This is a genomic window from Erythrobacter donghaensis, assembly GCF_001557325.1.
Lineage (GTDB): Bacteria > Pseudomonadota > Alphaproteobacteria > Sphingomonadales > Sphingomonadaceae > Erythrobacter > Erythrobacter donghaensis_B.
This window is the reverse complement of the sequence record NZ_LSJS01000292.1, coordinates 66,614-79,938: the sequence shown is the minus strand read 5'-3', so window position 1 is coordinate 79,938 and position 13,325 is coordinate 66,614. Positions and strand designations below refer to the sequence as shown.

The following is a 13,325-nucleotide window of genomic DNA, read 5'->3' as shown; positions in this document are numbered from 1 at the left end:
GACGATGCGGACGAGGATCAAGCCCCCGCCCGCCCGCGCCGCGCCGCCAAGAGCGATGCCGCGCCCGAACCCCTCACCGAGGAGCGCCCGCGCCGCGCGCCCGAGATCAGCGACCCTTCCGCCCCGCCCAGGCGCGCCGCGACCGGCAAGACCGCGCAGCGCGACATGTTCGCCCCCTACGATCTTCCCAGCCTCGACCTGCTCGCCGAACCCCCGGTCGACAAGGGCCCCAAGCTCGACAAGCTGGCGCTGGAGCGCAACGCCCGGCTGCTCGAGAACGTGCTCGACGATTTCAACGTCAAGGGCGAGATCACCGCGGTGCGCACCGGCCCGGTGGTCACCATGTACGAGCTCGAGCCCGCGCCCGGCATCAAGGCCAGCCGCGTGGTCGGCCTTGCCGAAGACATCGCCCGCAACATGAGCGCGATCTCGGCGCGCGTCTCGCCGATCCCCGGGCGCACGGTGATGGGGATCGAGCTGCCCAACCAGGATCGCCAGACCGTGATGCTCAAGGAGCTCGCCGCGGCAGCCGCCTTTGCCGATGCCAAGGGAAACCTCCCGGTGATCCTCGGCAAGGATATCGCGGGCGAGCCGATCATCGCCGATCTGGCCGCGATGCCGCACCTGCTGGTGGCGGGCACCACCGGTTCGGGCAAGTCGGTCGGGCTCAACGTGATCCTGCTCTCGCTGCTCTACCGCTTCACGCCCGCCGAACTGCGGCTGATCCTGATCGACCCAAAGGTGCTCGAACTGAGCGTCTACGACGATATCCCGCACCTGCTCTCGCCGGTGGTGACCGAGGCGGCCAAGTCGGTGCGCGCGCTGAAGTGGGCGGTCGAGGAGATGGAGCGGCGCTACCGCATGATGAGCGCGATTTCCTCGCGCAACATCAACTCCTTCAACGAGAAGGTCAGCGCCGCGATCGCCAAGGGCAAGCCGCTCGGGCGCCGGGTGCAGACCGGGTTCGATCCCGAGACCGGCGAACAATTGTTCGAGGAGGAACAGCTCGATTACCAGCCGCTGCCGCAGATCGTGCTGATCGTCGACGAGCTGGCCGACCTGATGGTCACGGTCGGCAAGGAGATCGAGGTGCTGATCCAGCGCCTCTCCCAGAAGAGCCGCGCGGCGGGGATCCACCTGATCATGGCGACCCAGCGCCCGTCGGTGGACGTCATCACCGGGGTGATCAAGGCGAACCTGCCGACCCGCATCAGCTTCAAGGTGACGAGCCGGATCGACAGCCGCACGATCCTCGGCGAACAGGGCGCCGAGCAGCTGCTGGGCCGGGGCGACATGCTCTACAAGCCCAACACCGGCGCGATGCTGCGCGTCCACGGGCCCTTCGTCTCCGACGAGGAGGTCGAGGCCGTGACCGATCACTGGCGCGCGCAGGGTGCGCCCGCCTATGTCGATGCGGTTACCGAGGAGCCAGAGGAAGGCTTCGGCGGCTTCGGCTTCGATGACGAGCTCACCGCCTCGGACAATCCGGAAGAGCGCAAGTACCGCCAGGCCTGCCAGATCGTGTTCGAGAACCAGAAGGCGAGCGGCAGCTGGCTCCAGCGCCAGATGGGCGTGGGCTACAACACCGCCGCCAAGTGGATCGAGCGGATGGAGGAGGACGGCTTCGTCGGCCCGGCGAACCACGTCGGCCGCCGCGAGATCTTCCGCGACAAGGATGGCAATCCGATCTGACGCGGGAAGGACTTCCGCACCGCAAGAAGATGCAAATTTGCAACGTCGCTAAATTGTAAATCGCGCGTCACGCAGTCTTCATTGCTGCGTCGCAGCATCGTCACGCGGCGCTGTCACGGGCGAGGCCTCTCAACAACGATAAGGGGCCTCTCTCATGCTTCGCACTCGCACTCGCACGCCGCTCCGCTGCGCCTCGATGATCGCGCTCGCCGCCACCCTGGCCGCCGCGCCGCACGCCGCCTTCGCGCAGGACAACGCCGATACCGCCGCCGAGGACGAAAGCGCCTCGGGCAACGAGATCATCGTCACCACCCAGAAGATCGAACAGCGCGCCCTCGACGTGCCGATCACCATTTCCGCGGTCGGCGGCGAGCGCATCCGCGAGCTCGGTGTGGGCGATCTCGACGAGCTCAGCTACTACGTCCCCGGCCTGCTCATCCAGGAGCAGAGCGCCAACAACCCGGGCGTCGTGATCCGCGGCATCACCTCGGACTCGGGCTCGGCGCAGCAGGGCCCGCGCGTCACGCTCTACTACAACGGCGTCGACATTTCGCGCTCGCGCGGGTCGTACCAGGCGATCTATGATCTCGAGCGCGTCGAGGTCATCAAGGGGCCGCAGGCGACCCTGTTCGGCACCGCCAGCGCGGTGGGCGCGATCAGCCTCGTCTCGGCCAAGCCGCGCCAGGGCTTCTCGGCCGAAGTGCGCGGTGGTTACGGCAATTTCAACCAGACCCTGCTGGGCGGCTACGTCAACGTCGGCAGTGACAGCATCGCCTTCCGCCTCGCGGGCGAGTGGCGCACGCGGGACGGCTATGCCCGGAACCTCAACCCCAACCAGGAAGAGGAGCTCTACGCCCAGGACCAGCTCGGCCTGCGCGCCTCGCTGCGCTGGACGCCGACCGACCGGACCACGGTCGACCTGATCGGCACCTACGACCAGCAGAGGAACGGCGGCACGCCCTTCATCTCGGGCCGCTTCCCGGCCTTTGCCGGTGCGCCGGGCGGGGCGGCGAACGCCTTCGTCGACGCGAACCTCGGCGGCAACCCGGCGGGCGCGGCGGCGCTCGGCGACGATCAGCTCGGGCTCAACCGCGAGGTCTATGATCTCAACCTCACCATCGACCACCAGTTCGAGGACGACTGGAGCTTCACCACCGTCAACGGCTATCGCGAGTTCGACAGCCTCGAGGTGTTCGACGCCGACGGCAGCGCCGCGCCGTTCCTCGAATTCGCCGAGCTCGCCCAGGGCTGGCAGGTCAGCCACGAAGGGCGCTTCACCTATTCGGGCAAGCAGCTGCGCGCGAGCTTCGGCTGGAACGCCTTCATCGAGGACGGCCGCCAGAACGTGCCCTTCGCGACCGAGGAAGGCACCTTCCTCCAGTGCCTCACCACGCTGTTCGGTGCCCCGCTGATCCCGGGCATTCCCTGCGTCGCCCCCGACGGCACGGTGCCGGCCAGCGGCGTGACCGCGATCGCCACCGGCGGCGCCGTCACGGCGATCCCCTACGCCTCCGTGTTCGAGAACCAGGGCCGCAACGAGGCCTATTCGCTGTTCGCCGACGCGACCTGGACGCTGTGGGACAGCCTCGAGCTGACCGCGGGCCTGCGCTGGCTGCACGAATACCGCCGTTCGGGCTTCTTCGCCAACGTGCCGAACGCGCAACTCAGCGGCGCTGCGCTGATCCCGGGGCAGATCGACACCCGCGGCCAGACCTTCACCGCCGATGACCGCTTCAATGCCTGGCTGCCGCGCTTCAACGCGCTCTATCGCATCAGCGAGGACGTCAACGTCTTCGCCACCATCTCCAAGGGCCGCCGCTCGCCGGTGATCAACGTCGCCGCGCGGCGTAGCGGCACGGCGGTGCTGCCCAACGTCACCGACATCGCCGAAGAGACCGTGTGGAACTACGAGGGCGGCCTGAAGCTCGCCACCGGCCGGGTCTCGGGCTCCCTCGGGGTCTACTACCAGGTCTACAACGACTTCCAGGTCTCGGTCGCGCAGCTCGATGCCAACGGCAACCCGACCGGCGCCTTCGTCACCGCGAGCGCCGGTAGCGCCTCGAACCTCGGGGTCGAGGCGGAGCTGGCTGTCGACGTGACCGACTGGCTCAACGTGTTCGGCAATTTCGGCTACATCGACGGCGGGATCGACGAGGACGGCGCCTTCTCGCCGGCCTTCTCGGGCGCGCGCTTCCGGTTGCAGCCCGAATGGCAGGCCTCGGGCGGGATCACGATCGACAAGGAGTTCGATAACGGCATCCGCTTCTTCGCCACGCCGAGCGTGACCTATCGCAGCCAGATCTTCTTCGAGGTGCCCAACAACCCGCTGATCTCGCAGGATGCGGTGACGCTGGTCAACGCGCGCGCGGGCGTGAGCTTCGCCGAGGGCAAGTACGAGCTCGCCGGGTTCATCCGCAACGCCTTCGATGAGGACTACCTGCTCGACGCCGGCAACACCGGGGGGGCCTTCACGATCCCGACCTTCATCCCCGCCGAACCGCGCTTCTACGGGGTGGAAGTGACCGCCAAGTTCTGATCGCACGCTCTCGGGCACATTGGCGGCGGGGGACCCACGGTCCCCCGCCGCTTTGCTTTTCAAGGGGATGGCGGAGCAGCCCCGACCTGCATCAAAAGTTTATAATCCGGGTTAGGAATTTCTAAACGGCGCCCCCCGTATGCCAACGTGGTTAACGGGGGTTCACCATGTTGCTCACCAGAATTGCACGCGATCTGCGGCCGGCCGGAACGGCATGGCGCGCCGCCGCGCTCGCGCTGGGCCTTGCCGTCGGCGCACCGCTGGCAGCGGCGGACGAGACCGGCTGGCGGCTCGAACCCGACGCCCGCATCGATGTCCAGGCGGTCAGCGCCCAGACCACCACCCGCGACGAGGATCTGGTGATCGACGGCGAGGCGCTGTCGGTGCGCGGCCAGATCGGGCTCGGGATCGAAAGCAAGCGCACCCGGGTGCGGCTCGAGGCGGATCGGATCGAGGTGTTCCGCTTGGGCGAAGACCGCCGCGACGTCTCGCGCGACCGGCTCACCGCGAATATCGAGCACGACCTCACCGACACCCTCGAAGTGCAGGCACAGCTGCGGCGCTACGACGATCTCGTCACGGTCGAATCCCCCCGATACCGACAGCTGGGAATACTCCGCGCGCGCAACCTTCGAGCCGACGCGGGCGAACCGCTTCCGCCTGCAGGGCACCTGGCGCGAGCGGCAGTACGACAACGGCGCAGGGCCGGCGACCACGGGTGACGGCGCGCGCTTCGATGCGCAATACCGCCGCCGCTTCGGCGCCTACCACTATCTCGCCTTCGACCTGCGCACCGAGACCATCCGTTCGGACGATCCGCAGCGGGGATACGAGCGCGATTCCGCCGGGGTCGCCTATACCCGCCCGATCGGCCCCGACCTGCGCGTGCGCCCCGCGCTCGAGCTGATCCAGACCCGCTTCGATGGCCGCATCGCCGATAACGGCGCGCTGCGCCGCGACCGGCAGGTCGTACCCGAGGTCGAGCTGCAATGGTGGCCCGGCAAGTGGCGGATCGAGGCCGAGGCCAAATACATCTTCTTTGCGAGCAACGAGAGCGCGCGCGAGCGCGAGGGTTATCGCCTGACGCTGTCGGTCGGTTACGTCTTCTGAGATGATTGCCCGCGTTGGCCAGATCTGGGCGAACGCGACGCCGCAGGTCCGCCGCCCGTTCTATATCGGGCTGGCGGTGGCTGCGGTGCTGGCCGTGCTCGTCGGGCTCGGCGTCGCCAATACCGAGACGTTCCTGGCGCTGCCCTCCTCCTTCGAGGGCGTGGCGTCCTCGCAGGCGATCTGGGGGCTGAAGCCGTCCAACCTGCTGATGGTGCTGCCGCTGGGGTCCTTCCTGGTGGTGCTGGCGAGGAGCTTCATCGGATTGAAGGCCTTCGGCCTGTTCACCCCGATGCTGATCGCGCTCGCCTTCCTCCAGATCGGCCCGGTGATGGGGCCGGTGGTGCTGTGCTCCTCGGTGCTGGTGGGCATGATCGTCACGCCGACGCTGCTCAAGCTGCGCATGACCCGCGTCGGCTTTCTCGGCGTGCTGATCTCGCTGATCGTGCTGGTGCTGGTGGGCCTGCAGATGGTGCTCGACACCGAGCTCCAGGTCGATGCCTTCCCGGTGATCGTCTGCGCGCTGTGCGTCGAGCGGTGGTGGAAGCAGTGGGGCAAGGACGGCGCCAAGCCCGCCGCCAAGATGGCGCTCAACACCTTCGTGCTGGCGCTGATGATCGAGTTCGTGATGGTCTCGGACTTCGCGCTCGCGCTGATCGAATGGTCGCCGCTGCTGATGCCTGCGACCACTGCGGTCGCGATCGCGATCCTCGGGCGCTATCGCGGGCTGCGCCTCTCGGAAATCGGGCGTTTCGCCCCGATCTGGCTCGAGCGGCGCCGCCGGGCGAAGGCTGCCGCTGCCGCCGAGGCCTTGCCCGAGGGGGTGGAGGAAGACCGCCGCAAGGGCCTGCCCGATACGCGGCGCGCGCCCGAACCCGTTCCCGACGTGACCGCGCCGGCCACGTCGATACCCGAGCTCGTTCCCGCGCCAACCGGCGGCGCGCCGCCGCTCGCCGGCATGTGGGTGATCGGATCGCCCGACGAGATAAGGCCCGGCGCGCGCCGCCGTGTGCCCCAGCCGATCCCCGACAGCGAGGCCCGCGTGCGGCCTCGCCTTGTCGCATCGGGCGGACGCATGGTGGCGGACTGGGCGGACGACTGGAGTGACGACCGGATGGCGGGGCGCCCGCCGATCCACAATGCCTGGGTGATCCGCCGGGTGGAGGACGTCTGAGATGTTCGGCTTTGTGAACCGCTGGCTGGGGCTGGGCGAGGACGCGCTGACCGGGGGCGAGATCCTCGGCATCAACATGCGCAATGCGCTGATCCAGAAATACAACCCGCGCCACGCGATCGAGCGCGCGCGCGACAAGGTCGCGGCCAAGCGCGCGCTCGAGGCGGCGGGGATTGCCTGCACCGGCACCGTCGCGGTGCTCGAGGATCACCAGCAGGTCGCCGATTTCAAGCCGAGCCGCGACATGCCCGATGCCTGGGCGATCAAGCCCGCGCGCGGCTCGCAGGGCGACGGCATCCTGCTCGCGGTGCGGCGCGAGGGGAACACCTGGTACAAGGGCTCGGGCGCGGCGCTGCCCGAAGACATGGTGATGCACCACATCCAGAAGGTGGTCGACGGCGGCTTCTCGGGCGATTCCGCCGCCGAGGACGCCGCGCTGATCGAGCCGCTGATAATTGCCGACCCGGCGCTCTCGCGCATCGTGCCCGAGGGCCTGCCGGACCTGCGCGTCATCAGCCTCCACCACACCCCGCTGATGGCGATGGTGCGGCTCCCCACGATCGAGAGCGACGGCAAGGCCAACCTCCACCAGCGCGCGATCGGGGCGGGGATCGACATGGAGACCGGCAAGATCACCCGCGCGGTGGTGAAAGGCGTGCCGATCACCCACCACCCCGATACCGGCGTCAACCTCATCGGCTTCGAGATTCCGGGCTGGAAGCGCGTGCTGGAGCTGGCGTCCAAGTGCGGGCCGGCGGTGGGCCTCGGCTATTGCGGGGCGGACATCGTGCTCGACGTCAATGACGGCCCGCTGGTGATCGAGGTCAATGCCCACCCGGGGATCGAGATCCAGAACATCTGTCAGGCAGGCCTCAAGTCGCGCATCGCGGCGACGGGCGAGGATTTCCGCTAGGCTATTTGTCCATCACCGCAGGCGGGGCAAGCGGATCGAAGGGCGAGAGCGGGGCGGCTCCCGCCGGCGCATCGCGCTCGGCGATTTCTTGCGGAGTGAGCGGGCGGAAGCGGATGCTTATGGGCGTGAAGCTCCCGTCCTCGCGCTGGCGGATGGTGACGATCCCGCGCTGGTCGCGGTTGCGCAATTGGCTTTGCAGGGCCTCCGCCCGGTCCTGCCCGAGATAGAGCCGCCCGCGGAAAAGGCTGTTCAGGCCATAGACGTCCGAGGCACGCGACATGACCGGGTGGGCACAGTTGGGGAAAGCGGCATGGGTCGTCACCCGGTCGATCACCGGCGCGGCGCCTTCAAGGCACAGGGCGGAAGGGAGGATGTCGCTCTCGGGGAGCCCCGGCCAGTCATAGCTGAACTCGACATAGTGCCCGCGCAGGTAATCGCGCGGGTCGTAACCCTCGATCGGCACCTCCCAATCGGTGCCCTTGTGGTAGGTGCGGTCGCTCATGGCCCACAGCGCCCCGAGGCCGAGGAGCGGCAGGATGGCGGCGGCGAGGCGGGCGGCGCGCATCATGCCTCACCCTCCGCGCGTGGGGCGAAGCGCTTGGACACCCGCACCGCGCCCCATGCGACGCCGAGGATCATCAGTCCTGCAAGGATTAACCCGAGCCCGTTCATCAACAGATCGCCCGCCAGCTCGAAACTCAGGATAATGAGCCGCAAGGCGATCACCCCCACCGCCTGCTGGAACCCCCGCCGCCACTGCGCGGTCAGCGCCGCCGCGCCGATCCCGACCCACAGCGCGAAGAACACCAGCGCGGCCGGGACGGTGGTGTCGTTCACCGCATAGGCCAGCGGCATCACCAGCCCCGCGCCCGCAATGATCGCGCCCGCCATCTGCCCCGACACGCCTGGCCGCGCCAGCGCCACCCCGATGCCGCCCGCGACCAGCACCGCCCCGCAGGTCAGCACGCTGGCCAGCGCGTGCTGCGGGCCATCGAGCCCGCCGAAGCTCGCGAAGACGCAGGCGAGCGAGCCGCCCGCCACCGCATAGGCGAGCGCAAGCTGTTCGAGCCGTTCCCAGAAATCCTCGCGCGCGCTGCGCCCGCCGAGCCACGCGGCAAGCGGGGCGAAGGCCACCGGCAGCGCGACGACGAAGGCGAGCCAGATGCTGAGGGCAAGGTCAGTCTCGCGCCCGTAGCCGGTGCTCGCGCCCGCATATTCCCACGCCGTCCACACCGCGCCGCCCATCACCGCGAGCGCACTCGCCCAGCTGCGCCCGGTCAGCAGCAGCAGCGGCACGAACAGCGCCAACCACAGCGCGAGCGGCTGCCACAGCGGCGATGAGGTCTGGTAGACCTGCCCCAGATGCCCGAAGAAGGTGAGGCCCAAGGCGGCGGTGACGAAGACCAGCGCCTCGACGATCCACGGCGAGCGCTCGGCCAGCTGTGCCTCGCGCATGAACAGCAGGCCCAGCAGCCCGGCGATCAGCGCCAGATGCACCGCCAGCCGGACCAGCCCGGGAATATCCTCCCAGTTCGCCGCCACCACCGACACCACGCCCAGCCCGATGGCGAGCGCGCCGATGCCCCACACGGCCCAAAGCAGGAGCGGGCGGGCATGCTCGGCTTCATAGGCGGCAAGCCGGTCGCGCGTCGCAGCGTCGATCAGGCCGGCCTCGTGCCATTCGGCGATCTTGCGCGCGCTCATGGCGGAGAGGTTAGCCGCCTCTCCGCCATGCCGCAATCACTTCAGGCGCTTACTGCGCGGTGTCGAGCGCGGCCGCGGTCAGCGCCGTCTGGTTCTGGATCGCCGCGACGGCCCGCGCCTGCCGGTCGGCCGGGAGCGGCACCAGCCCGATCTTCGCCAGCGCGCCGTCCGCGCCCCAGCTCTGCGCCCACTGGGCCAGGAACTTGTCGAGCCCCGGGGTGACCGAAAGGTTGGCCTTCTTGACGTAGATATAGAGCGGGCGGCTCGCCTCGTAGCTGCCGTCGGCGATGGTCGCCGGGCTCGGCATCACACCGTCGAGCGCCAGCGGCTTCACCGCCTGGGCGTTCTTGGCGAGGTAGGAATAGCCCACGATCGCGATCGCCTCGGGGTTGGAGGCGACGCGGCGGACGATCAGGTCGTCCTGCTCGCCCTGGCTGCTGTAGCCGCTGTCGCTGCGCAGCGTGTGGCAATCGCGCTGGAAGCGTTCCGGATCGCTCTTCTCGAAGGCGGCCATCGCGCTGTTCTGGCGGCAGCCGGGCTCGACCACGAGGTCGAGCAGCGCCTCGCGCGTGCCCGAGCTTTCGGGTGGGCCATAGACCACGATCGGCGTGGCGGGGAGCGTGGCATCGACATCGGCCCAGGTCTTGGCGGTCTGCTCGCGGCCGAAGGGCTTGTTGGAAATCGCGCGGTAGACATTGTCGCGGGTCAGCTTGATGTCGATCCCGCGGTCGGTGGCCGCAGCGAAGACGATCCCGTCGAGCCCGACTTCGACCTCGATGATCTCGCTCACCCCGTTGGCGGCGCATTCGGCGAATTCCGCGCGGGTCATGCGGCGCGATGCGTTGACGATGTCGGGGGTGGTCGCCCCCACCCCGGCGCAGAAGGCGGCGATCCCGTCGGCGGTGCCCGAGGAGGTGACCTGCGGCGGGGCGAGCCCCTCGTTGGCGGCGACGAAATCCTCGGCGACCTGCTTGGCGAAGGGGTAGACGGTCGAGGAGCCGACCACGCTGATCGCCTTGGCGGCGGCATCCTCGGGGCTGTCGCCGCAGCCCGGAAGGCCGAGCATGGCAGCCAGCACCAGCAGCGCCGCGGGCGCGCGCGCCGCATTGCGATCCTTCAGCGAAATCCCCATTCTCTCAGACATCATTCCCTCCCCAAGTGGTCATGAGTCCATGGAGAAGCGGATCTATTCTGCCTCGAGCTCGGCCTTGGTGAGGATCGTCAGGTTCTGCACCTTGGCAACATTGGCGGCCATCGTCTCGGCGGGCATGGCGACCATGCCGATACGCGCGAGCGGACCGTCCTTGCCCCAGCTCTTGATCCACTCCTTCATGAAGTCCTCGAGGCCCGGGATAGCGCGCAAGTGCGACTTCTTGACGTAAACGTAGAGCGGCCGCGCGCCCGGATAGGAGAAATTCGCAATATTCTCATAGGTCGCCTGCACCCCGTTCATCGGCAGATCCTGCACCTTGTCGAGGTTCTCCTCGAGGTAGGAAAAGCCGAAGATGCCGACGATCCGGGGGTTGGCGACGATCTTGTTGACGATCAGGTTGTCCTGCTCGCCCTGGTCGGAATAGGCGCCGTCGTCGCGGATCTCGGTGCAGATCCGGCTGTATTCGGTCTCGTCCTTTTCCTTCAGCGCCTTCATCGCCGGATCGACGTCGCAGCCGACGTGGAGGATCAGCTCCTTGAGCGCATCGCGCGTGCCCGAGGTCGAGGGCGGGCCGTAGACGAGGATCGGCTCGGCCGGCAGCGCCGGGTCGACATCGGCCCAGGTCTTGGCGGTCTGCGGCTTGCCGTAGGGGCGCGCGGCGAGCGCCTTGTAGATCGTTTCGGGCGAGAGGTTCAGCTTGATCCCGCCCTTGGCCGAGGCGAAGGCGATCCCGTCGAGCCCGACCTGGAGTTCGATCACCTCGTCGACCTTGTTCGAGGCGCAGGTGTCGAACTCGGAGGGCTTCATCCGGCGCGAGGCGTTGACCATGTCCGGGGTGTTGGGGCCGAGGCCCGAGCAGAACAGCTGGATGCCGTTGCCGGTACCGGTCGATTCGATCAGCGGCGAGCGCATGTCGGGGAAGCTGCGCGAGAAATTCTCGGCGACCAGCTTGGCGAAGGGATAGACCGTGGAGGAGCCCACCGCGTGAACCGACTGCGCTCCCGAGGCGCCGCCGGCATTGCAGGCGGCAAGCGTGGCGGCGGCAAGCGCCAGAGCGGCGCCGGTCTTGAGGAGGGCGGAGATCGAATGCGGCATGTAGGGTCCCGGTCGGCGCCAGCGGCGCGATGTTTGAAGCAAGATGCGCTAGGAGCCTTTCGTGACATGTCCGTTACTTCGCGTAAACCGCTTGCATCGCCGCGCGGCGGCGCTTCGGGCAAACCTTTCAAAACGCATGGAATTATCTCCAAAATGGAGCAAAATCGCTTAACAGCATCGTAAGAGCTTGCATGGTAGGGCTGCGGACATGGCACTCTTGCGCCTCCTTACCCGGCTCGGCATGGTCGCCGTGATGCTGGTGTTGCTGGCTGCCCGACCGGCGGCGGCAGACGACCACCGCGTGCCGACCCATGCCCCTGCTTGCCACGCGACGACCGGGCTCACGGCCGGGCTGGACGCCATGCGTCCGCGCGCGGGGTGGGCCTGCGAGGATTCCGGCTGGCGCTCGGATGTGCCCGCAGTGTGGCTGCGCTTCGAGGCAAAGGACTGGAACAAGCGCGCGCTCCCCCGCCACTTCTTCAGCCGCTCCGCGCGCTTCGAGACGATCACCTTCCATGCGATCGACGGCGACGGCGCGGTGCGCAGCCTGGTGCTGCGCGAGGCGGACGGCAGGCCCTTTGCCGCGGGCCCCGTGTTCCAGCTCCCGCTCCCCGAGATCACGCCGCGGACCACCACGCTGATCGCCCGGATCGAGGCGCCGCATTCGGTGCCGCTGCTCACCGAGGCGCGCATCACTCATGACCCGGGGCTGGCCGACTGGTCGCAGATCGACATGATGCTGCTCGCATTTGTCGCGGGCATGCTGGTGCTGCCGCTGCTGTTCGACATCAGCTTCTTCGTGGTGCTGCGCGAACGCTTCGTCGTGCTGCACGCGGCGATGGTCACCGCGATGATGACCTATGTGCTGACCGCGGGCGGGCTGATCTCGGCCTTCGTCACGCTGCCGGTGGCGGTGATCGCGGTGGTGGGCCCGCTGTCATGGGCGGTGGGCGCGGGAATCTCGGCGCTGTTCCTGGCGAGCTTCCTCGAACGCGGCGCGCAGTCCCGCCTGATGCGGCAGGTGACGATCGCGACCGGCTGGTTCACGATGATCGTGCCCGGCTTCTTCGCGCTCCAGCTCGATGCCACCCAGCGCTTCGACGATGTCGGCTATTTCCTTGCCTTCCTGCCCGCGATCATCGTGATCAGCGCGGCGGTGATCGAGGCGATCGCGCGCGGCAGCCGCTCGGGCCGCTTCCTCGCCGTCGCCTGGGCCCCGATCATCGTCGCCTCGATCGAGCGCCTGCTGCGCGGGCTGGGCTGGCACACCGGCCCCTCGAGCCTCGACCAGATGCTTTATGTCGCGGTCGGGATCGAGGTGGTGGTGATCTCGCTCGCCATCGCCGACCGCTTCCTCGCGCTGCGCCGCGAGCGCGATGCGGCGCTGACCGAGGCGCGGATGCTCGAGCAGATCTCGACCCGCGATTCGCTCACCGGGTTGATGAACCGCCGCGCGATCGAGGCGCGCTTCGACGAGCTGCTGGCGCAGGGCTTCGACACCTTCGCGCTGGTCGATCTGGATCGCTTCAAGGCGATCAACGACGTCCACGGCCACCAGGTCGGCGATGCCGCGCTGGTCGCCTGCGCGAGCGCGATCCGCTCCTCGGGGGACCGCGACGCGGTGGCGGTGCGATTGGGCGGCGAGGAATTCGTGGTGCTGCTGCGCGGCCCCCGCCCGATCGAGCGCGCCGAGGCGCTGCGCCAGGCGATCCCGATGCGGATCGCCAAGGAAGTCCCCGGGCTCGACCTGCCGGTGACCGCGAGCATGGGCGTGGTGGTGCTGGGCGATGCCGGGCGGCAGAAGATGGCCTTCGCCGAGTTCTACGCCCGCGCAGACGCGCTGATGTACGAGGCCAAGGCGAGCGGGCGCAACCGGCTGTGCTACGAGCGGCTGACCGTGTTCCGCTCCCCGCCCGAGGGCCGCAAGGCCGAGAGCGAGCGGGCCGCCTGA

At 68.6% G+C, this 13,325-nt stretch carries 11 protein-coding genes; 7 read left to right on the top strand and 4 right to left on the bottom strand.

Annotated features, from left to right (window positions below):
• The 6 genes from AX692_RS16750 to AX692_RS16725 all read left to right on the top strand — a co-directional run.
• The coding region (locus AX692_RS16750; protein ID WP_073977783.1) for a DNA translocase FtsK at window positions 1–1,692 on the top strand (1,692 nt) is incomplete at its 5' end.
• Between the two features lie 154 nt (window positions 1,693–1,846).
• A complete protein-coding gene (locus AX692_RS16745; protein WP_230959548.1) occupies window positions 1,847–4,228 on the top strand; it encodes a TonB-dependent receptor in 2,382 nt (793 codons plus the stop codon).
• A 167-nt stretch (window positions 4,229–4,395) separates the two neighbouring features.
• On the top strand, window positions 4,396–4,950 hold the full coding sequence (locus AX692_RS16740) for a hypothetical protein (RefSeq protein ID WP_073974580.1): 555 nt from the start codon (window positions 4,396–4,398) through the stop codon (window positions 4,948–4,950).
• Between the two features lie 163 nt (window positions 4,951–5,113).
• Window positions 5,114–5,338: a hypothetical protein gene (locus AX692_RS16735; protein ID WP_073974581.1), complete on the top strand. Its 225-nt coding sequence runs from the start codon at window positions 5,114–5,116 to the stop codon at window positions 5,336–5,338.
• Window position 5,339: 1 nt separating this feature from the next.
• The gene (locus AX692_RS16730; RefSeq protein WP_073974582.1) at window positions 5,340–6,509 is read left to right on the top strand and encodes a 7TM domain-containing protein; all 1,170 of its coding nucleotides are present in this window, start codon (window positions 5,340–5,342) and stop codon (window positions 6,507–6,509) included.
• 1 nt (window position 6,510) lies between these two features.
• A complete protein-coding gene (locus AX692_RS16725) occupies window positions 6,511–7,422 on the top strand; it encodes a sugar-transfer associated ATP-grasp domain-containing protein (RefSeq protein WP_073974583.1) in 912 nt (303 codons plus the stop codon).
• 1 nt (window position 7,423) lies between these two features.
• Here the strand turns inward: AX692_RS16725 and AX692_RS16720 are convergent, their stop codons facing one another.
• From AX692_RS16720 to AX692_RS16705, 4 genes are read right to left on the bottom strand one after another with little or no spacing between them, the layout of a single operon-like run.
• Window positions 7,424–7,990 (bottom strand): GDYXXLXY domain-containing protein, encoded by a 567-nt coding sequence (locus AX692_RS16720; protein ID WP_073974584.1) that lies wholly within the window; start codon window positions 7,988–7,990, stop codon window positions 7,424–7,426.
• Complete coding sequence (locus AX692_RS16715; protein ID WP_073974585.1) at window positions 7,987–9,126, bottom strand: DUF2157 domain-containing protein; 1,140 nt, start codon at window positions 9,124–9,126, stop codon at window positions 7,987–7,989. The genes AX692_RS16720 and AX692_RS16715 overlap by 4 nt, the downstream gene beginning before the upstream one ends.
• A 49-nt stretch (window positions 9,127–9,175) precedes the next feature.
• On the bottom strand, window positions 9,176–10,258 hold the full coding sequence (locus AX692_RS16710; RefSeq protein ID WP_230959547.1) for a PstS family phosphate ABC transporter substrate-binding protein: 1,083 nt from the start codon (window positions 10,256–10,258) through the stop codon (window positions 9,176–9,178).
• A gap of 54 nt (window positions 10,259–10,312) precedes the next feature.
• A complete protein-coding gene (locus AX692_RS16705; protein ID WP_073974587.1) occupies window positions 10,313–11,374 on the bottom strand; it encodes a substrate-binding domain-containing protein in 1,062 nt (353 codons plus the stop codon).
• Window positions 11,375–11,582: 208 nt separating this feature from the next.
• Between AX692_RS16705 and AX692_RS16700 the strand changes: the two genes are divergently transcribed.
• Window positions 11,583–13,325: a GGDEF domain-containing protein gene (locus tag AX692_RS16700; RefSeq protein WP_073974588.1), complete on the top strand. Its 1,743-nt coding sequence runs from the start codon at window positions 11,583–11,585 to the stop codon at window positions 13,323–13,325.

Coding starts and splice junctions, on each gene's coding strand:
- AX692_RS16745 (WP_230959548.1), top strand. CDS start 1,847: ATGCTTCGCACTCGCACTCGCACGCCGCTCCGCTGCGCCTCGATGATC.
- AX692_RS16740 (WP_073974580.1), top strand. CDS start 4,396: ATGTTGCTCACCAGAATTGCACGCGATCTGCGGCCGGCCGGAACGGCA.
- AX692_RS16730 (WP_073974582.1), top strand. CDS start 5,340: ATGATTGCCCGCGTTGGCCAGATCTGGGCGAACGCGACGCCGCAGGTC.
- AX692_RS16725 (WP_073974583.1), top strand. CDS start 6,511: ATGTTCGGCTTTGTGAACCGCTGGCTGGGGCTGGGCGAGGACGCGCTG.
- AX692_RS16720 (WP_073974584.1), bottom strand. CDS start 7,990: ATGATGCGCGCCGCCCGCCTCGCCGCCGCCATCCTGCCGCTCCTCGGC.
- AX692_RS16715 (WP_073974585.1), bottom strand. CDS start 9,126: ATGAGCGCGCGCAAGATCGCCGAATGGCACGAGGCCGGCCTGATCGAC.
- AX692_RS16710 (WP_230959547.1), bottom strand. CDS start 10,258: ATGGGGATTTCGCTGAAGGATCGCAATGCGGCGCGCGCGCCCGCGGCG.
- AX692_RS16705 (WP_073974587.1), bottom strand. CDS start 11,374: ATGCCGCATTCGATCTCCGCCCTCCTCAAGACCGGCGCCGCTCTGGCG.
- AX692_RS16700 (WP_073974588.1), top strand. CDS start 11,583: ATGGCACTCTTGCGCCTCCTTACCCGGCTCGGCATGGTCGCCGTGATG.